General features: G+C 48.5%; 19 protein-coding genes. 11 read left to right on the plus strand and 8 right to left on the minus strand.

The window, feature by feature from the left end; all coding sequences use genetic code 11:
• Window positions 1-75: 75 nt before the first annotated feature.
• Entirely contained in the window at window positions 76-1,890 is a 1,815-nt protein-coding gene (locus ACR6Z4_RS04400; protein WP_479716009.1) for an adenylate/guanylate cyclase domain-containing protein, read from the plus strand.
• Between the two features lie 213 nt (window positions 1,891-2,103).
• Complete coding sequence (locus ACR6Z4_RS04405) at window positions 2,104-2,865, plus strand: SDR family NAD(P)-dependent oxidoreductase (RefSeq protein WP_479716010.1); 762 nt, start codon at window positions 2,104-2,106, stop codon at window positions 2,863-2,865.
• Window positions 2,866-2,976: 111 nt separating this feature from the next.
• Here the strand turns inward: ACR6Z4_RS04405 and ACR6Z4_RS04410 are convergent, their stop codons facing one another.
• Window positions 2,977-3,690, minus strand: coding sequence for an NAD(P)H-dependent oxidoreductase (locus ACR6Z4_RS04410; RefSeq protein WP_479716011.1), 714 nt, complete (start codon window positions 3,688-3,690; stop codon window positions 2,977-2,979).
• 193 nt (window positions 3,691-3,883) lie between these two features.
• Window positions 3,884-4,762, minus strand: coding sequence for an SDR family oxidoreductase (locus ACR6Z4_RS04415; RefSeq protein ID WP_479716012.1), 879 nt, complete (start codon window positions 4,760-4,762; stop codon window positions 3,884-3,886).
• 78 nt (window positions 4,763-4,840) lie between these two features.
• Between ACR6Z4_RS04415 and ACR6Z4_RS04420 the strand changes: the two genes are divergently transcribed.
• The 3 genes from ACR6Z4_RS04420 to ACR6Z4_RS04430 all read left to right on the plus strand — a co-directional run bounded on the left by ACR6Z4_RS04420 (window position 4,841) and on the right by ACR6Z4_RS04430 (window position 8,461).
• Window positions 4,841-5,761 carry a LysR family transcriptional regulator gene (locus tag ACR6Z4_RS04420; protein WP_479716013.1) on the plus strand — a complete coding sequence of 307 codons (921 nt, stop codon included), beginning with the start codon at window positions 4,841-4,843 and terminating at the stop codon, window positions 5,759-5,761.
• Between the two features lie 348 nt (window positions 5,762-6,109).
• Window positions 6,110-6,853, plus strand: coding sequence for a calcium-binding protein (locus tag ACR6Z4_RS04425; RefSeq protein ID WP_479716014.1), 744 nt, complete (start codon window positions 6,110-6,112; stop codon window positions 6,851-6,853).
• 585 nt (window positions 6,854-7,438) lie between these two features.
• Window positions 7,439-8,461: a calcium-binding protein gene (locus ACR6Z4_RS04430; RefSeq protein ID WP_479716015.1), complete on the plus strand. Its 1,023-nt coding sequence runs from the start codon at window positions 7,439-7,441 to the stop codon at window positions 8,459-8,461.
• A gap of 339 nt (window positions 8,462-8,800) precedes the next feature.
• On the opposite strand, the gene ACR6Z4_RS04435 is transcribed toward ACR6Z4_RS04430, so the two are convergent.
• Together ACR6Z4_RS04435 and ACR6Z4_RS04440 are read right to left on the minus strand one after the other, a co-directional pair.
• A complete protein-coding gene (locus ACR6Z4_RS04435; protein WP_479716016.1) occupies window positions 8,801-9,529 on the minus strand; it encodes a phycobilisome rod-core linker polypeptide in 729 nt (242 codons plus the stop codon).
• A gap of 226 nt (window positions 9,530-9,755) precedes the next feature.
• A complete protein-coding gene (locus ACR6Z4_RS04440) occupies window positions 9,756-10,229 on the minus strand; it encodes a globin family protein (protein ID WP_479716017.1) in 474 nt (157 codons plus the stop codon).
• 384 nt (window positions 10,230-10,613) lie between these two features.
• Here ACR6Z4_RS04440 and ACR6Z4_RS04445 point away from each other — a divergent pair, with 384 nt between their 5' ends.
• The 5 genes from ACR6Z4_RS04445 (at window position 10,614) to ACR6Z4_RS04465 (ending at window position 16,563) form a co-directional block, all read left to right on the plus strand.
• The gene (locus ACR6Z4_RS04445; protein WP_479716131.1) at window positions 10,614-11,249 is read left to right on the plus strand and encodes an ABC transporter permease; all 636 of its coding nucleotides are present in this window, start codon (window positions 10,614-10,616) and stop codon (window positions 11,247-11,249) included.
• 13 nt (window positions 11,250-11,262) lie between these two features.
• Window positions 11,263-13,110, plus strand: coding sequence for an alpha/beta hydrolase (locus tag ACR6Z4_RS04450; protein ID WP_479716018.1), 1,848 nt, complete (start codon window positions 11,263-11,265; stop codon window positions 13,108-13,110).
• Window positions 13,111-13,490: 380 nt separating this feature from the next.
• Window positions 13,491-13,721 (plus strand): hypothetical protein, encoded by a 231-nt coding sequence (locus ACR6Z4_RS04455; RefSeq protein WP_479716019.1) that lies wholly within the window; start codon window positions 13,491-13,493, stop codon window positions 13,719-13,721.
• A gap of 443 nt (window positions 13,722-14,164) precedes the next feature.
• Complete coding sequence (locus ACR6Z4_RS04460) at window positions 14,165-15,937, plus strand: mechanosensitive ion channel (RefSeq protein ID WP_479716132.1); 1,773 nt, start codon at window positions 14,165-14,167, stop codon at window positions 15,935-15,937.
• Between the two features lie 284 nt (window positions 15,938-16,221).
• Window positions 16,222-16,563: a hypothetical protein gene (locus ACR6Z4_RS04465; protein WP_479716020.1), complete on the plus strand. Its 342-nt coding sequence runs from the start codon at window positions 16,222-16,224 to the stop codon at window positions 16,561-16,563.
• A 202-nt stretch (window positions 16,564-16,765) separates the two neighbouring features.
• Here the strand turns inward: ACR6Z4_RS04465 and ACR6Z4_RS04470 are convergent, their stop codons facing one another.
• The 3 genes from ACR6Z4_RS04470 to ACR6Z4_RS04480 form a co-directional block, all read right to left on the minus strand.
• Complete coding sequence (locus tag ACR6Z4_RS04470; protein WP_479716021.1) at window positions 16,766-17,059, minus strand: YiaA/YiaB family inner membrane protein; 294 nt, start codon at window positions 17,057-17,059, stop codon at window positions 16,766-16,768.
• 155 nt (window positions 17,060-17,214) lie between these two features.
• Window positions 17,215-17,448, minus strand: coding sequence for a hypothetical protein (locus tag ACR6Z4_RS04475; RefSeq protein ID WP_479716022.1), 234 nt, complete (start codon window positions 17,446-17,448; stop codon window positions 17,215-17,217).
• A gap of 90 nt (window positions 17,449-17,538) precedes the next feature.
• Complete coding sequence (locus ACR6Z4_RS04480) at window positions 17,539-18,492, minus strand: hypothetical protein (protein ID WP_479716023.1); 954 nt, start codon at window positions 18,490-18,492, stop codon at window positions 17,539-17,541.
• Between the two features lie 215 nt (window positions 18,493-18,707).
• On the opposite strand from ACR6Z4_RS04480, the gene ACR6Z4_RS04485 reads away from it, so the two are divergent.
• Window positions 18,708-19,736 carry a hypothetical protein gene (locus ACR6Z4_RS04485; RefSeq protein ID WP_479716133.1) on the plus strand — a complete coding sequence of 343 codons (1,029 nt, stop codon included), beginning with the start codon at window positions 18,708-18,710 and terminating at the stop codon, window positions 19,734-19,736.
• Between the two features lie 192 nt (window positions 19,737-19,928).
• Here ACR6Z4_RS04485 and ACR6Z4_RS04490 read toward each other — a convergent pair whose 3' ends face one another.
• Window positions 19,929-20,291 carry a helix-turn-helix domain-containing protein gene (locus ACR6Z4_RS04490; RefSeq protein ID WP_479716024.1) on the minus strand — a complete coding sequence of 121 codons (363 nt, stop codon included), beginning with the start codon at window positions 20,289-20,291 and terminating at the stop codon, window positions 19,929-19,931.
• Window positions 20,292-20,359: the final 68 nt, after the last annotated feature.

Raw genomic sequence — 20,359 nt, forward strand, 5'->3', positions numbered from 1 at the left:
CTTGTTATTCCGGTCATCATTCATCTTGCAAAAATCTCACTTCTTTCCACTACCTGAGCCCATTACGCATGAGACATGGCGGAGACAGAGCCGATCAGTGATCGAGAAATCAAGCTAATCGAAGAGATTCACCATCTCCGTCAGGAGGTCGAACGCCTGCAACAGGCAAATAGTGACCTGGAAATTTCGCTGCTAACTACTATAGAACATGGCGATCTGATTGAAGCTCAGTTACACCAGTCTAACCAACAGCTGCAAGCTGAAATTGCTGAGCGCAGGCTGGCTCAGGCAACGTTACAAGAGATTTTAGAAACGGTTTCCAAAGATAAAGCCGATTTGGAAATTATGCTGGAGGCAACGGCTGAACATGGGGATGTGCTGGAATATCAGCTCTATACCCAGGCTGTTGAAACGATGCGTCAGAGTGAGGAGTTGTTTCGGGCGATCTCAGAGTCTACACCGATTCTGATGATCTTGACGCAACGGTTTGATGGGGCGATCGCCTATGCCAACTCAGTATCCAGTCAACAATTGGGAATCGATGTTCCCCATCTAATTGGGCTGAAATTACAAGATTTCTTTGCCACCCCTGCGGATAGCGACACGATTCAGCAAATCATCGCGGCGCAAGGGTATATTCACAACTATGAGATGCAGATTAAACGGATGGATGGTAGCCTATTTTGGGTGTCTACCTCCGTCCATCCACTACGGCTGGGTGGCGAACATACGCTATTAACCACGTTGTATGACATTAGCGATCGCAAGCAAGCCGAAGCAGCGGTACAACAATCGGAAGAAAAGTTACGGCAGCAAGCCCAGGAATTAGAACTGCGGGTTGAGCAACGAACAGCTGAACTCAAGCAAGCCGAAGAAAAGTATCGCAGTATTTTTGAAAATGCGGCTGAAGGCATCTTCCAAGTGTCGTTAGATGGACGCTATCTCAGTGCTAATCCGGCATTGGCAGAAATTTATGGTTATGAATCACCCGACGAATTAATCGCCAGCATTACGGATATTGGGCGACAGATTTATGTTCAGCCTCGCCGCCGCGAGGAAATGATGGCGTATCTGAGAGGGTTTGGCTCTGTCACTGAATTTGAGTCTCAGGCATATCGTAAAGATGGCAGTCTGATTTGGATTTCAGAAAATGTGCGCGCCATCAGCGATAAAGCAGGCAACGTCGTGCATTACGAAGGTAGTGTCAGCGACATTACCATTCGCAAGTCTACCGAAGACGAGTTACGCCAGCAGCGTCGTGTTTCCGAACAATTATTGCTCAACGTGTTGCCCCAACCGATTGCAGAACGGCTGAAACGGGGGCAGAAAACGATCGCCGATAGTTTTTCTAGCGTCACGGTTTTGTTTGCTGATATCGTCAATTTTTCAGCATTAGCAGCCCAAATTTCGCCCACAGAGTTGATTGAATTACTCAATGGCATTTTCTCGGCGTTTGATAATCTGGCAGATCAGCATGATTTAGAAAAAATTAAAACCATTGGGGATGCCTATATGGTGGTAGGCGGGTTGCCAACGCTGCGGGTAAAGCATACAGAAGCGATCGCTGATATGGCGTTAGATATGCTAGACGTGATTCAAAAAATTCCCAGCCCCACTGCCCAAGCGATTAACTTACGGATTGGCATTCATACGGGTCCCGTAGTTGCGGGAGTGATTGGCACGCGCAAGTTTATTTATGATTTGTGGGGCGATACGGTCAACATAGCCAGTCGGATGGAATCTCAGGGAGAACCTGGACGCATTCAAGTAACAGAAACAGTCCATCAGCGACTGAAAGGGCATTATCAATTTCAGAAACGAGGCACGATTGATATTAAAGGCAAGGGGGAAATGACGACCTACTTGTTACTGCGGAAGATATTCAGCTAAACTCCGATAACACCTTGCTCATACCCGCCATCACTGATTTGAGCCGAAATTTGCTGTGGGTGCCGCGCGAAGCGCGGCACCCACAGCAAATTTCATAGCTGAACTAAGCCATACCCTTCTACCCATTGAACGTAGCTATCCCATAGATAATGTTTGAGCGTCACGCGAAGCGTGACGCTCAAACATTATCTGTCTGAATCAAGAGAGTAAACCATGAGCAATTTCCAGGGAAAAACTGTATTCATCACGGGTGCATCAGGCGGGATTGGTCAGGCAACAGCGATCGCCTTTGCCCAGGCTGGAGCCACCGTTGCCATTCACTTTAACCAGCAACATGCGGCGGCTGAGCGCCTGTGTCAAACATTACCCGGAACCGGACATATCACCGTGCAAGCCGATCTAACAGATGCGATCGCCGTTCAAACTATGATCAACCAGGCGATCGCTTCGTTAGGTGCGATCGATATTCTGGTGAATAACGCTGGAATGTATCAGGAACATCCCCTCGACCAAACCGGGTATGACGATTGGCAAACGATCTGGCAAACGACGATGGCAATTAATTTATTGGGAGCAGTCAACGTTTCCTATTGCGTTGCCCAAACCATGATTCCCCGTCGCCAAGGACGCATCATCAACGTCACCTCTCGCGGAGCCTTTCGCGGCGAACCGATGGCTCCGGCTTACGCCGCCAGCAAAGCAGGATTAAACGCATTCAGTCAATCTCTGGCTTTGCATTTAGCTCCTTACAATATTTCAGTCATGGCGGTTGCACCGGGGTGGGTCGAAACGGAAATGTCACGTCCTACGTTAGACAGTTCACAAGGCAACGCGATTCGCCAGCAAAGCCCCATGAATCGCGTTGCCCGTCCCGAAGAAATTGCTCACACCATCATGTTTCTGGCAGAAGAAGCCTCTGCCTTTCTCACAGGTGGAATTGTCGATGTCAATGGAGCCAGTTATTTACGAACATAAGGATCGTGGATTAAATCAGATCGGGTATTGAATCGTTTGCAGGGGCGAACGGTCGTTCGCCCGTACAACACATCATCGACGTTATTTAATACCCATTCCGGTAGTGATACACTATTCGCGATCGCGTTTGAGCTGAAAGGTGCCCGGTTCATACTCACTCAGCGAGGGGTACTGGATCGGCTGTGTAGTGTCGAGTGTTAGCAACCGCTGGCGATAGTCTGCCAAATACGCCTGACGGCGTTCGTCATCGGCACGCGCTACCGCATAGGCAACAAAGGGAGGCAACACATCAAACCCAACAAACCTGAACACCCCGTGGTTAATTGGAAAAAGTAAGCTATGAATATCGCCATTCAACCCGGTTGGGCTGTAGATAGTAGCAGGTCCCCCTGTGGTCAGCGATAGCATTGCCCGTCGGCCTTGAAGCACGCCATTGTCATAAAAGCGACCCCCACCATACACGGCACCCATTGCAAATACGCGATCGACCCAACCCTTCAAAATTCCAGGCAAGCCAAACCACCACAACGGAAATTGAAAAATTAACACATCGCACCAAAATAGCTTGTCTATTTCTGCTTGAATATCAGCCGCAAATCCATCTGATTCTGTGGCATATTGCTCTTCTACTTGTTGCTTTAAATAGTCTGGATTCTTCACGGTTATGAAGTTCTGGCGATCAGATACCGGATTAAACTGCATCGCATACAGGTCAGAAATTTGGACGGCATGACCTTGCTCTGTCAGGGTTTGCTGAGCGACGTGGGTTAAAGCTGTATTAAAGCTTTGGGGTTCATGGTGAGCATGGACAATGAACACGTTCATCGTGTCGTCTCCAGAAAATAGCATTGAGATGAATTAACCTGTCCTGCTGTTTGAGAGAGCGACGGCTCTGCCGGCGCTCTCTCAAACAAATCAGGCACGATCCTGACGACGGTGTTGCTGATTTTAGGGATGAATTTGAACGTGAACCCAAAGCGGTCACGTTCAAATTCATCCCACTCTTAAGCAATGCCTCTTACGACATCCAAGCGGTTTGGTAGTCTTCGATAAACTGGCTAAATGACAGGGGGGCTTTGCCCGTCACCGTTTCAACATCAGGGGAAACGATCGCACTATAGCCTGCTTTCGCAACCCCATTCAGTTCCGCCAGAGCCTGAACAATAATCGGGGGCATTCCCTGCTGTTGCATGGCTTCGACGGCAGCAGTTTCCGGCACATCGTGATAGGCGATCGGGCGTCCTAATGCTTGGGAAAGCTGAGCGGCAATGTCGGCAGTCGTGAGTGCCGTCGCCCCAGTCAGCACGTAGGTTTTGCCGATGTGTGTTTCTGGCTGTTGTAAACAGGTTGCTGCCACTGCCCCAATATCACGAACGTCAACCCAACTGACGGCAGCATCGCCATAGGGAATATAAATGGCATTTTGTTGCCTGATCATGTCGCCGTAGTAGGCAATGAAGTTTTGCATGAAAAAGTTAGGCTGAATGATGGTGTAGGCTAAACCCGATGCCTTAAGATGCTCATCCAGTTGCCCGTGCCATTGCCCGACTAAAACGGGGGCATCAGCGGCAGCCCCAAACCCCGATATCCTGACTACATACTGCACTTGTGCCCGTTGCGCTGCATCAATCAAGGTCTTACCCAGCGCCACAATATCAGGGGTAAAGGGCACCAGCAAAAATGCTTGACTCACCCCATCGAAGGCAGCATCTAAACTGGCAGGGTTATCCATATCCAGTTGTACGGTTTCGGCAACGCCCATGTCTATCAGCTTGGTTTGGCTGCGAGGGCTATTGTAGGCAGCTCGAACGGGAACATCAGCTGCAACTAGCACTTTGATCAATTCTGTCCCAATAGTGCCTGTTGCTCCGGTCACAAGAACACGTGATTGACTCATGATGATGTTGATTTTTGTAATCGAGAGGATAGTTATAGCTTCGACTCGTTACAATTATTTGTCCAATGGATTATTGATATGACTGCTATTCATCACATCAATTTAGCCGCTGTTGACCTGAATTTGCTCGTGGTCTTTGATGCGCTGATGACCGAACACCATGTAACCCGAGCTGCGGAAAAGGTGGGTTTGAGTCAACCTGCCACTAGCAATGCCCTGGCTCGATTGCGATCGCTATTTGATGATCCACTTTTTATCCGAACGGCGACTGGAATGCAGCCCACACCCAAAGCGATCGCCCTGGCAGACCCGATTCGGCAGGTTTTATACCAAATTCAAACGGCACTCCATCATGCCATAGACTTTGATCCTCAGACCTCCGATCGGATTTTTACCATCGGCACCACAGACTATATCGAATTTTTGTTGCTACCCAAATTAATGGCACGCTTACAGGCGATCGCCCCTCATGTGCGAGTCCAAATCCGGGCAAGCGAACGGCAACGCCTGCCAAAGCTTTTGGACGACGGCACAATAGATCTAGCCATTGGGGTATTTTTTGAATCACCGTCCTGGCTGGTCAGGCAATTTTTGTTTCACGATCGCTTTGTCGGGGTGGTTCGTCCCGATCATCCGTCTTTGCAAGACACCGTCACATTCGCCGATTATTTAGCCGCCTCCCATCTCCTGGTTTCTCCTCACAAAGGCGATATGGTCGGGTGGATTGATCAAGTGCTGGAACAGCAAAATTTACAACGCCATGTGGCGATCGCCGTGCCTCATTTTTTGGTAGCGCCCTTTATATTGGCGCAAACGGATTTAATCGCCACCCTGGCAGAACGGGTTGCCACTACCTATGCCCAAGTGATTAATTTGCGAAGTTTTGCTCTACCGTTTGAGGCAGGAGGGTTTGATGTCAGTTTGCTGTGGCATAGTAAAAATCAGGGAGATCCAGCCCATCAATGGTTTCGCCAAATCATTACAGACATTCTGGTATAGCGATGAAGGGTTCATTTGAGACGGGGTGCAGGGGTGGAACTCCTGTCCGGGGGCACAGCCCCCGCACCCCCATCCTGAACAGCCCGGCGACGGCTATATAATGCCACCCGCGTAGACCTATCGCGCTTCACGCCGACGCCCAGGTGCCCCAATCCAAGGAACATCATCGGTCAAAACATCGTCAATTAACTTGTATACGGAGTTATTGAGCCGTCTTGAATCACCCAATCGATTCAGATAACTGGAGGAAGCATTTTCTGCGTTCCTCATTGAAAATAGAAATTTCTCAGCGAAGCTTCTCTCAAAACACTTCAGGAGACGATCTGGCTGTCAGCCAGGGGAGATCATATGCCTTTACTTGAATCACTTGCTTTGTCTGCTTTAGGGTTAGGTAATCTCCTAGATCTGGGTGATTTCTTGGATCTAGATGACGCATTGGATGATGTATTTGATGACAATCTACTCAGCAATCTATTTGACGATTTAGGCGATGGCATCGACGATTTTTTTGACGATCTCGATGATTTTCAAATTATCAACAAACTGGATGATGTATTTGATGACAACGATATCCAGGATATTTTTGAAGATCTGGATGATGTTGATATTTTAGGGGGCAGAAACCTGGTAGACCGATTGGTCGGCGACATCGGTAGCAATATTGTTGAAGGATTTAATGGTAGAGATACCCTGCTCGGGCTGGGCGGCGATGACGTTCTCAGTGGGGGCAATGGAAATGACGAGATCAACGGTGGATCGGGTGACGATATCATCTTGGGCGGCAAGGGACGAGATAGACTGTTTGGCAATGGCGGCGACGATACCTTGATCGGCAACGAAGGTATAGACACCCTGACCGGGTCAGCCGGAGATGATCTGTTTGTGCTGAAGCTCAACCAAGGCTATGACGTGATCGAAGATTTTCAAGATGGTCGCGATCGCCTGGGTTTAACCGATTCTCTAGGTTTTGGCGATCTAACAATGACGCAAAATGGCGAAGATACATTCATCAACTATGGCAACCAACGGCTTGCTATATTGAGAGATTTTGACGCGGGTCAGCTGTCCAAATCAGACTTTACCGCTGTTTAAACCCACTTGATTTTTTTGAGGATAAATTGGGATGTAAGCCCTTCGGTAAAGTACTCATTGTTGTGAGGGAGCGCGGCTCCCTCACAACACCGAAATTTATCTAAGGATCGTGGATTAAATAAGATCGAATATTGGATCGTTTGGAGGGGCGAACGGCCGTTCGCCCGTACAACAAATCATCGGAGTTATTTAATTCCCATTCCTAAGCGTGAAGCTCCGTCATATCCCCACCCGATATTCTTACAGCGCTTTGCGCTTGAGTAAGCCATAGTTATTTTTGTGAGAGCCTCGCTCCGCGAGGCTCTCACAAAAATAACCTGGTTTTAAGCGATTGAAAACCGCTGTAAGAACTCTCAACACAAAGTTGCGCTCCCTCGGGAGTGCAATTTTGTGTTGATTGACTTCCCTACTTCTTCTCGATTCAATTTTAGGATTTTGACATAGTGATAGCAATTGAATGGGTAATCAGGACGGGGTGCAGGGGTGGAACCCCTGTGCGGGGGCTACGCCCTCGCACCCCTGACCTGACCAGCTCTTCGACTGCTATAAACCTTAGTTCTATCTAAACTAATCAGGAGTCATCCTATGTCAGCATCTCAAGCATCAGCTACCACGACCGTAGGCACAGAGGGCAATGATTTTTTGGAAGGGAATGGTTTATCTACCACTCTTGATGGGTTAGGTGGCGATGATTATATCTACGGCAATGCTAACGCGTTCACACCCGATGTGTTGATTGGGGGGAGTGGCGAAGACAAATTTGTATTTCGCAGTCGCTTCTATGATGGCGTTGACCAAATTTCTGATTTCAATGTCGCGGATGATGCGATCGCTATCTTCGTCGGAACTACATCCTCTTACGTAGACGTTGGATTACCTATTAATACTACTATTAAAGCCAATCAGTTTCATGTAGGTGAAAGCGCAACGACCGCCAATCAACGCTTTATCTACGACAGTGATACTGGCAACCTATTTTTTGACGCCGATGGTACGGGTTCGTTTGAGCAAGTACAAATCGCCAGCTTATCTGCTGGGTTAGCGATGACCTATAAAGATATTGTTACGTTCGATGTTTTCGCTTTACCGGAAGAAGGAACCTCAGGCGACGACAGACTTACAGGGGATAATCAAGTAGATATATTAATTGGTTTGGCTGGCGATGATATCCTCTCAGGGCTAAGAGGAGATGATGTTCTCAAAGGCAATGGTGACGACGATAGTCTATTTGGTGGCATTGGTAAGGATACGTTGTTCGGCGGCGATGGCAATGATGTGCTCAAGGGTGGCAATGGTCGCGATCGCCTATCCGGTGGCAACGGTGATGACATCTTAGACGGTGGACTGGATCGAAACATACTCATCGGTGATGCAGGAGCAGATATCTTTGTCTTGAAAAAAGGACGCGGAACCAATGTGATTCAAGATTTCAGCAATCAAGACAAGCTCGGTTTATCATCTGGCATTGGTTTCGCAGATCTGACCATTACTCAACGAGGTCAAAACACGTCTATTAGCTTTGGCACGGATCAATTAGCTCTATTAAAAGGGGTTCAAGCCGATCAAATTACTGCCAACGACTTTACCAGCACTATTGTGGCAGGTTAACAGACCGTGACGGAGTACAAGGAAACACCTCTGCACTCCGTTTTTTTATAAAACTCAAGAATCAGGGGGCGTGGCACTGCGTGCCACGCCCCCTGATTCTTGGATGCTTTAACGGATCTGATAACGAGTAAGGATCACAGATTAATTAATCTGTAATTCTTGTTGAGAGAGCGGCGGCTCCGCCGCCGCTCTCTCAACAAGAATCGGGTTTTATTAAATCCATGATCCTAAGCAATTGAATGGGTTTAGGACGGGGTACGGGGGTGAAACCCCTGTCCGGGGTCACTGCCCCCGCGCCCCTGTCCTAACCAGCCTTTCGGCTGCTCTAGAATGCGATTGTTAGCGATGAATGGCTCGACGCAAGGCTGCTTTTTGTTGAGGAGACAAGCCCGCTACTACTTCCTTCGCTTTAGAAGTTTCTAGCGCTTTTAACAGCTCTAGCAGTTCTTCCTGAAGCATTTCGCCTGTTTCAGAAACAGGTGGATTCAATACTTCATCGGCTTCTGGATGACGACATACACCTGCATCACAGTTTAAACCCAATTGATGCCAGTAGATGGTGGGCACAATCCAACCCCGTTGCCCAATATGCTCGTGATTCAAAATCTCAGATTGCATGAATGCTTTTGGCGATTCATAGTATTCAATCTTGCGAGGATAAGGAACCGTGAAACAACCAAACACTTTGCGGTATTCTTCAGAATCCAACAATGCCGTAATCAACTTATGCACGCCATGTTTCATCAAAATGTCGCAGTAGGTGCGAATTTCATCTTGATCAATCGGCGCACGTCCCATAAAATGCTTGAAGCACCATTCGAGAAACTTCAAGTTTGAGCTGTTGAAGTAGAAAGAGTTGAGATATACCTCTGAATGTCCCAATTCTTTCAAGAAGCGACGTACGCCAATCTTATCGGCAAGAAAGTCTTTCTCGGCTTTAGCCAAACTCTTCCGTTCGTAGCGATAGGGCTGTCTTTCTAAAACTTGTTGATAGATGTGATGCAGTGCAATTTGACGCTCTTCGACTGACGAACGACGGTTGACCGTGATTGGGTTTAACTGATTCATAGCAATCTTTCCTCCGAATCAAATGAGTAGGCGTTGATAATTTTTGGATCTGTTTTTGTGCATGAGGTCTTCCGTTTCCCATGCCAAAACATCCCGTCGTGCAGCAATGCCAGTGGGTAAGGAGATCTAGAAGACGCCTGATGAAGGTTAGGAAAGTATTTTTTAGGGATGCGGAGCTGGCATCATGCCGGTGGATGCGAGTAGGGGGATGGAATAGCGATCGCCATCAAGCGTGGGATTGCAGAGTCAAGATAACGCTTTCCATATACGGGCGAACAATGCTACTGGTAGAAGCAGGCAAGGAATTGTTGATGGCATCTTGCAGATAGCGATAGGCGGTGGCACAGGGCGCGTGCTTTTTATGTGCCAGCAAAATGGTATCTAACCACGAAATCATCTGCTCTTTGAAGAAAGTTTCATCATCTCTCAAAATCGAAAGAGCCGTATAGCGCAGCACCTCAGCCATGTCGTACTGACACCGGGGTCCATGCTTTTGGATCAGTTCAGGATGCGTTTGACTAAGTTTTTTTAACGCCTGGGTTACTAAATCTTTGCTCTTGTCACGCAGTTGCTGGTAGGCTTCTAGTCGGGATGCATAAGTTTGAAAATAGAGTTCTAGGGGTTTTAAGCCCTGGGTGTCTAAGTAACGACCATCTGCATCTAAGACTTTGCGGTCGAGGACATGATTTAATGCGTGCATGAGTACTCCCAATTCTAGTGAGCTACGGTGTTTGCAGGTAAGTTTGGGTGGCAATCGATAGTTTCGTTGCTCAGGCAACCCTGTGTGGCAAAGTGCTTTTCCCTGCGGAATGGTAGTGCAAATAACTATTCTTTTAGTCGGCAGGACAGGGGCTACGCCCCATGTAGGAGTGATTCTCCTGAACCTCGTCCCAAAGACTTATTTTTTGCCCTCTGACAGTATATTAGCCCTGCGTAGAAGGGGATTTCGTAAGGGCTTCGTATTATTTTGTTAATGTGTAAGGTGTGGTCTGCACCTCATTTACAGACTGCCCTGAGAATTGAACAGGGATTACAGACTGACGCATTTCTTAATACAACTGTTTTGAGTTTTGATGTAGGGGTTATGGTCAGTCAAGTGTCTGAGTATGCGATCAGTCATGCAAATGAGTTAGGAGTGGCATTTGTCGAACATTTACGCCTGGTGTTAGTGCCCCTGGGTTGTGGCTTGCTGATGGGGTTGCCGTTGGGGTTGTGGAGTGCGCGATCGCGTCTGATCTCAACGCTGTTGATCAATAGTTTTAATGCATTGCGAGTGATTCCCAGTCTGGCGATTTTGTTTTTAGCCATTCCCTACTTTGGGTTGAGTTTTCAGTCTGCGGCGATCGCTTTAACGGTTCTTGCCATGCCGCCGATTTTAATTAATACCGATGTGGCTTTCCGTAGCATCGATCCGATGGTTCGAGAAGCTGCCTACGGCATGGGGATGGATCATCGGCAAGTATTACGCCAGGTTGAGATTCCATTAGCGTTGCCGATCGTGATTGCGGGGATCAAAACGGCAACGGTAGAAGTGATCTCGAGTGCGACGTTAGCGGCGTTTATTGGGGCAGGTGGACTAGGTAGCTTCATTGTTCGGGGATTTTCTTTATACGATAATTCGATCCTTTTAGTAGGTGCGGTGCCAGTGGCTTTGCTGGCATTATTGGCTGAAGTGAGCTTGAGCACATTGCAACGCTACGTAGAACCTCCTCGACCCTGATGAAGCAAATCTTATGAAGCAGTTCGCCTTACGCCATTTAGGACTCCGTGATTTAGGACTCCGCGACCTGATATTCCACACTCCTATAGTTGATAATTTTGCCTGCCGCCATCTTTTATTCCGTGACCGTACGGTCACGGAGCCTATGGTTCGCGATCGCATTATTCGGGATCGCACCATTCGCGATCACATTATTCGCGATCGCATTATTCGGGATCGCGTTGTTCGTACTCCATGGCAACAATGGCTGGGACTGTTAACAGGCGTATGTCTGATTCCCTTAATCGTGGGGGATGCCAAACTGGTTTTTGCTGCCGAGAGAATTACGGCACAGTATGGGTTATTTGAGCGATCGCTGTCGATTGAGTCACTCAAAGCCTATGCCGAAGATGGCACCATTGATGCCAATTTGCGCCCCTACATCCGTTCGTTGAATGATGAACAGTTAGCCCAACTGAACGATATCTTGCAGACTCGTCTCGACTTTCCGGCGGTTGCCGTCTCGCAATTTCTCTACACTCAGCCTGGAGAAGTATTACTCAGGCAGTTGGGAACGGTTATTCGCACGGATTCGGGATTATCGGGCTTTTATGCGTTGCGTAGCGCGTTGATCTTAGCAGCGTCTGATCCCGAAGGCTTAACGTTATTGAATGTGCTAGAAAAAATGCCCCTACCGAATATGATTGTTGACCTGAATGAAGGGTTGCAACTAGCCGGTAGTTTAGAAAGGCTGATCAGCCAAAGTCAGGCAGCGATCGCCCTAGTCAATCAACAGTCCCAGCAAGAAAGTCTGGCTCAGCCGTGGAGCAATCCAGCCGGACTGCCAGATTTGCGATCGCCGGGGCCATATACCTCGACTAAAATTCCCCTTTCGATCAATAATCCGCTGCGAACCCAAGCCTTCCCCGCCGATATCTATTTGCCGCAACGTCAGAATGTAACGCTGCAAAATGCCCCTGTCGTTGTGATTTCCCACGGGTTAGGAAGCGATCGCACAACATTTGCCTATCTTGCCGAACATTTAGCCTCTCATGGCTTTGTCGTTGCGGTGCCAGAACATCCCGGCAGCGATTCTCAGCGGATGGAAGCCTTGCTATCGGGTCGGGCAAACGAAATCACAGAACCCAGTGAATTAATCAATCGCCCTCTAGATATCAAATATTTGCTGGATACGCTAGCAACCGAGTCGCAGTCGAATGCACGCTTAACTGGGCACTTAGATTTACGACGGGTCGCTGTGATCGGACAGTCGTATGGGGGCTATACCGCGTTGGCGTTAGCGGGCGCAAAAATAGATTTACAACACTTAAGCACAGTCTGTGCCGACACCAGTACGTTTAACCTGGCATTGTTGCTAGAGTGTCGTGCCCGAGAACTAACATCGACCATTCCAGATTTGCACGACGATCGCGTTAAAGCCATTATTGTGATTAATCCGGTAGGGGCAGCATTATTTGGTGAATCGGGGTTTGGCGATATTACGATTCCTGTGTTGATCATGAGTGGTACAGACGACACGGTGTCGCCAGCATTACCCGAACAAATTCGCCCGTTTACCTGGTTAGCCTCTACGAATAAATACCTGGCACTGCTCAAAGGTGGCACTCACTTTTCTACGTTGAGTGGCAGTAGTTCTGAGTCAGTGGATTTTCCCTCTTCGGTCGTAGGTCCCGATCCTAGAATTGCCTTTACCTATCTCCAGGGATTAGGGACTGCATTTTTGACTACACATCTTACTGACCAATCTGATTACAGTATTTATCTCACAGCATCCTATGCCGCTGCCATTAGTCGGTCTGCAATGCCGGTTGATCTGGTGCGATCGCTTACATCGAATCAATTAAAACAAGCCATCGAATAGAAGACGAGTCAGGTTAAAAATGCGGTGATGATGATGTTTTTGTTGTTGTTGAGTTGAAAGGCATACTCTGCGAACGGTTCAATCCCATGGTCTATAGATTTAGACCCTTACCAATAGCAATCCCAGGTGAACTGTGAGAGGCGCACCCCTGCGGGGTGCGCCTCTCACAGTTCGCTTACTGTACACCTCATTTACAGCCATTTTCAATTGATTAAGCCACAGATTTTTTGTTGTGTGCCGCGCGAAGCGCTGTAAAACTGCTGACGTCTGGATCAGGTTGAATAGGGGGTGTGAACTCTCTTGCCCACCGTCCATGTGAGCGATATGCTACTGCTAATTTATGAAGACAAGCTACAAGTCGTTTCATTTTTAGACGACCTATGGGATCACTTCAAGCCATTACTAAACTGAAAGAAGTGTCGTGCCGAGATCATTCCAAAAATGCTTCCTTAGCGGTCAAAAAAAGAAAATTAATTCACTTCATCGCAGAACAGGATGGAGTGTGTTTGCCAGCGTCTGAATCTTTGGCTTGGGCAGAGGCTTTAGAAGCGATCGCGACACAAATTCGGAAAAATCTCGACCTGATTGCCAAGGAAAGCGAAAAACTTTAGCGTTATCTCCCTTCCAAGCACCCATGCAATCAGTAAGCAATCAAGATTAAATGGCTATCGAGCAGATGATGGTTGGAGCGTGGCGCTCCAACCATCATCTGCACAATTTTAATCATCAATCTTTTCTGGCGTGACGTACAAGCTGTTATCTGAGAGCCTCGCGGGGCGAGGCTCTCAGATAACAACCGTAATCTATCCAGACACAAAGCGTTACATTGATTAATTGTTCAAAAAAGTTATTTTATCCAAAGCTAATTTCTCTACAAAGAAAGAGGGAAATTATTGAAGTCTAAGGTATTGTCTGCTTATCCCTCTGTAAAGAGGAAAGTTCAGGTTGAGTCTGTCACAGTCGCAGCTTTGCTTCTGTGAGTAAGAGGCGATCGCCATCTATCTCAGCGATCGCTTCATGACCTAGCATTTACCGTTGTTCTTTGAGTAAAACAATGATCGCCATTAGTCAAAGCATGGTGCAGTCTATATCTGCCCAATCATCGCTGGCGAGTGTGGATGCAATCTACACAGTGTTCCTACAGGTGAGCAATTCCGCTCCTGAGTCTACAGTCGGTAGCAACAATGTGCTAACCGAAATTGGAGCTAGCCTGGGAACGTCTGTACCAAACCTGATCCGAGCCATCATCATTTTGGTCGTGGGTTGGGTCGTGTCGCTGATTGCAGCTGCGCTTGTTCGGAGCTTGTTGAAGAAGATTAATGTTGACAATCGGCTGGCAACTTGGGTTTCTGGGCATCCATCCACTACAACACCTCCCATAGAAAATTGGATTTCTACCGGGGTGTTCTGGATTATTTTTATCTTTACCATTGTTGCCTTCCTTCAGGCGTTACAACTGACGGCAGCATCGGAGCCGTTAAATAATTTCCTCAACCAGATTGTGGGCTATGTACCCCAGTTGGTAGGGGCAATCATTTTGCTGAGTATTGCCTGGTTAATCGCAACGTTGGTCAAGCTGATCGTCACGCGATCGCTTCAGGCATTTAATATCGATCAACGCTTGGGAGAACAAGTCGCCTCTCCTGCTGATGCAACCCCTGCGTCGGCAACCGTTGGCAACACCGTGCCGCAAGCGACCCCAACCGTACAACAAACCACAACAACTCCGGTACGGGATGAGTTTTTGCTCAGCAAAACCATTGGGAACACGCTCTATTGGTTTATTTTTCTGTTATTTTTACCCTCTGTTCTCAATACATTGGGATTGCAGGGAACGTTAGAACCCGTTCAACAACTGCTCAATGACATTCTGTCCATCATTCCTAACCTTCTGGCAGCCCTGTTAATTGGTGCAGCAGGTTGGCTGGTTGCTCAAGTGATACGACGAATTGTCACAAACTTTTTGTTAGCCGCAGGAGCCGATCGCCTGGGTAGTCGATTTGGCTTAACTCAAACCCGAGGCACTCAATCGCTGTCGTCGATTATCGGCACGATTGTCTTCGTTTTAATTTTGATTCCCACGGCGATCGCGGCTCTCAATACGTTGCGGATCGAAGCGATTTCAGTTCCTGCGATCGCCATGCTCAACGATATACTGGGTGCCTTGCCAGAAATTTTTACCGCTACGATTATTTTGATAGCCGCTTATGCGGTTGGGCAATTTGTTGCGGAGTTGGTGACAAGCATTCTCACCAGCATTGGGTTCAACAATGTCTTCTACTGGCTGGGTTTGCAAGCTCAACCGGGCACCGTTCCTGCACCACCTGCTGCCCAACCTGAGCAAGTAGAAGGTGGACAAGTTGCCACGCCCACACTTCCCCAAAAAACTCCTTCTGAAGTCATTGGCATTGTTGTGTGGATCGGCATCTTGCTGTTTGCGGCGGTGGCTGCCATCAATATTCTCAATATCGAGGCGCTGACGACCTTAATCACGGGCATTATTGTGATTGCTGGTCGTATCCTGGCAGGTCTGGTGGTCTTTGCCATTGGGCTATATCTGGCAAATCTTGCCTATACCCTGATCACCAGTTCGGGGGGTCGGCAAGCTCGTATTTTGGGACAAACTGCCCGAATTTCGATCATTACGCTGATTTCGGCAATGGCGTTGCAACAGATTGGAGTTGCCAGCAATATTGTCAATTTGGCATTTGGTCTGTTGTTGGGAGCGGTGGCAGTGGCGATCGCTCTAGCCTTTGGGTTAGGCGGTCGAGATGTTGCGGCTGAGCAACTACGCGAATGGTTGGCAGCGTTCCGCAGAAACTATTAGATCATCCAGATCATCCCGTAACCAGACTATTTGATTGAGGGAGCGCGGCAAGCCGCGCTCCCTCAATCGTTACTTATCACGATTTTCAATCAGGTGGAGTGCAAGTTATTGTTTGAAAGCCATGCTCCGCATGGCTTTCAAACAATAGTCTGTATTAGCTGAGCGCGAAGCGCCAATCAGGAAGGGGGATGGGCAAACTCCACCTGCATCAGCCACAATGATCAGAATGCTGCCAGCGTGTAGCAATTGTGGCAATTTCCGGCAATGTTTCTACTCAGCACCCTATGCGACTCTTTGGCAAATTGATAGGTTTGGTTTTGATCCTGGCAGGCATCTATTTTCTGGGGCAAAACATTATTTTTACGACTCAAGTTTCAGCCTATTGGTGGCGCGATCTGTCAGCCAGTGGTTCCGTAATCTCCATTCTGGCTGGACTGTTGATGTTGCTCTATGGCGATCGCGGCTTACGAGAAATCGGTTGGATTTTAGTCGGGTTGGGCATTGTCCTGGTGTTTGTCAGCGGCAAAGTAGTTTTACGCCCGACCAGCTTGTGGACTTTCTTTTTGGCGTTTGCCGCCCTGCTCGGTGGCTTCCAGATCATCACCACCGGACGCCTCAGAATTTAAACGGTTTAGAACTGATAGCGCTACGCATGTAGAATAAAAAAGGTGTGGGATAGGCTTTGTGTTACCCGACACCCCCACTCGACCAAAATTGTGAACTGACCCAGTATAGTAGGACTGGTGCAATGCTGAGGTTGCACAGGGCAAAGCCTTGTGCAACCTCAGCTAAAACTGGCAGGAGGCGCATGCAGTATGTCAGTCCTGTTTAGGGTTTTTGCTGGAACGGATCGTATTCTGCTAGGAATTTTTCTAGCTTGGCTTCATCGACTCTGGATAACAACCGCTTGGCTTCATCCATATCACGGGTGGTTTTGGCAAGGCTGATGGTGGAGCCGATGGAAAATAGCATTCCCATGCTGAGGTAGCCTTTCATCCAGGGGTTGACGGGGAGATAGAGAATGCCGATGGATGTAGCAGCGATCGCAATAATAAACGAAGCCCAAGTTTGTGCAATCCAGGCATTGGTATGGGTTTGGGGTAAGTTGACATTGTTTTTCATGGTCTTGCTCCGGGGTAGGGGATAGGGGATAGGGGGGAGTGGGTGGGTGGGGAAGTAGATGGGAGAGGGAGTGGGTGGGTGGGGACAGGCTTTGCGATTTTTCCGTGTCTCCGTATCCCCATGTCTCCGGGTCTCCGCATCTCTGCGTCTGTATCTCAGCGTGTCTTGCGTGCTCGATGAATTCGGCTGGAGAAACATAATCCTCGGTTACGTTTGGGGGCTTTAGCGAGGTAGGGGGGCTGTTGGGCAGGATGCTGGGGGGAAGTTGGTTTGCTGGTCTGATGGGGATGAATCATGGAAATGCCCCAGGTGCCGGGAAGCAGTTCGGTGATGGGTTGGGTGGCATCGGTTGCAGCAGGTTGGCCTTGGATCTGTTCGATCGAATACATGGGGGTTTCTCCTTGCAGATGAAATGGGGCAGTGATCAGCAGTTTGAGCCAATGAGGTGTAGGGGTTACACCCCTTTGCTCGGTTATATTTCAAGCAGCCAGTGAGTTGAATAGGTCAGGGGTGGAACCGAGCAGATGTTTGAGGTAGCTGTAGGTCAGTTCGCGATTCCAGGTGCGTAAGCGAACCATAACGCGGGTAAAACTAAAGGTCAGCTCCATGCCAGAGGTCAGCATTTCATGTTGGACTTTGAGCAGTTGTGGGGCATGGGTGCGTTCGTTTTGTTGATGGTGCAGCAGGGTCATCAGGCTTTGCGTTGACCCTGTAAGATGTTGCCGATAGGAGTTGGCAAATGCCCAGCGACTGAAGCCCCAGAATTTTGCCAGGTGGTTGATTTCGTCTTGTAGGGGTTGGGCGATCGCCTGTTGCAGTTCTCCGGTCGAGTGTGCCATTAGCCAGAGATAGACTGAGACGGCACTCCATTCGGTTGCGATGCGGCTGAGGATGTGGCGGTGTAAATCAGACCAGGGGTCATCACTGGGTTGACAACCATTGACCGTGTTGGGTTTGAGGCTCAGCGTTTGTCCGGTGAGTTGCTGATACAGCTTGCGGAAGACTGGCGCATGTTGCCGTTCTTCTTTTTCCCAAATGCCAACACTGAGGATGCTGCCATCATCAGCCAGTTCGCCACCCATAAAAGCTGCCATTTGGGGATGCAGGCATTGCAAATAATCCCAACTTTCTTTGGCATAGCTACGAATGGGTAGCTCGATTTCGGCAGCACTGGCGATGAGTTGCAAAAACAATTGTGGGTTGATGCCGATGATCTGGCTGGTATCAATGGCTTTCCAGCAGATTGGTTGCCAGGGGCGTTGGTGGGGTTGGGTAAACTGACTGGGTAGATCGGAGAGGCGATCGCTCAAAACATCAATGGATAAATATTGATCAATCAGACGGTTAATGCGGCTGCGGATTTGCAGATAGAGCAGAGTATTGGGGCAGTGACCAGCGAGATCCATCGGTGCACCATTCACTGAATAACTCATTTGACAACCTCATCGCAAAACAGGTGATGAATTCAGAAATCGGAGTGGCGGCATCGGTATCTAATGGATGATTGGCTGCACTCGTTTTTCTGATGTGTCTATTCTGCGAGGGGCAGGACTGAATATTCTATGAATAAGCATTACTGGCGTGCAGTGGGCAGTAGCGACATCCCTTAAGCTGAAGAGAGGTGAAGCAAGGTGAAGCGACTCCTGCCATGACCCCCAGCGAACTAGAAATTTGGTTTCCGCGTGAACAACAACGCGAAGTGATTGTCCGCCTGGAACAACGGCTGGGAGTTACTCGCACGCGATCAGAATGCTTTGTGCGGTTGTGGGCTTATTTGCTGGTGAAGCAGTATCAGCAGCAGAAACCGTTTCTCAAACCCCCCTTAGGTGATCTGGAATTGTTGCTAGAGGCGGTGAGTTGTACGCATCGAGAAGCGGCAGATTTGTTTTATGGGGATAAGGAAAAGGGGAGCGATCGCGCTGCGGGGATGATGCTGGATAAACTGGCAGCACTTGGTTTGATCAAAACCTACTTTGATGGCAATACGACCCGCATCATCATTAACCCCATTCCACAAGTATCGGAAGATATCCTCATCCAGCTTCCTGTCGAACTACAACCGGATGCCTTCAATCCCCGTTGCGACGCGATTCCTGTAGCAAATCTGTTAGCCACAAACTACAACTGGATGAATCGCAATGGCAACGCCACCCCCCACCGCATCGCCCGACTGCTACGGCAATGGGCAAACCAGTATGGCAAAGGAATGCGAGTGTTGCGACGATGCGACAATCAGCATCCGGTGGGGTTTTATTTGCTGTTTCCTACAGCAGCGGCATCAGAAGCCAATTTCTTCGCGCCACCCCGCAAAAGTTTGCATCTCAGTTCACTCTCTGAGGTCGATCCGTTCACAATGGCAAACCCAGGCGATACAACCTGTGTAGCAACGTTCATCCGTAGTTGGATGATTGATGCTCTCTATGACTTGACTTACCGTGCCCTGTTTCTGCAAGATATGCAGCAAACGCTGAAGCAGATGCAGCAAGACTTTCCTAACCTTTGCGATCTGTATACGTTACTGATTCATCCCAGCCATGAAGAACTGGCGCAAAAGCTCGGATTTCAGTTCACAGCAAAGGATGCACAATTGTCGGTTTATTGGGTATATCAAGCCCTCGATCGCTTTTTGGCATTGGATATGCAGGCTGCATTGCCAACTAATACCAGCTCAATTTGAGGATGCACTTATAGCGCTTCGCGCTCTGCTTGAACCAGATTATTTCTTGAAAGCCATGCAAAGCATGGCTTTCAAGAAATAATCTGTACTCCACTCGATTGCAAATCGCTATAGTACAGCATTTGTGATGAACTTCCATCTTGTTACTGAGCGAATCACCTCTTCAGTCATGTCTGCTAATACCTCTTGCCCTCAATGACGCAGGACTTTCAAATTCTTGAAGGTTTCCCATTGTAAAGGTGTTTTGAGGTGTTTCATCTGCATAACGCGCGGCAAACTGGTGAATAAGGGTATGACACGAGCCGTTCCAGAAGAGGTCTTCATCTCTAACAATTGGCTCCGTCCACCGGCTCGGTAATCGTTGAGCCAACGGATCACCGTCGAGTCATCGCGATTGAGCAATTGAGCGATCTGTTGGCGACTGCTCACCAGCCTACGCTTTAGCCAATGCAGCATTTGCAGTCGTTCTTGCTGACGAGCCTCGGTTTCGTGTTGCAACTGTTGTTCGAGTTCTTCGCGACTTTCCGCAATCGTAATGAGCCACGGACGAGCCATGTCTTCTCTACTCCAACGCGCCTATCTTTAGGGTAGAATCTGCTCAGTTTTAGACAGGTAGTATTTAA

Source organism: Calyptranema fuscum S582, from assembly GCF_055793305.1.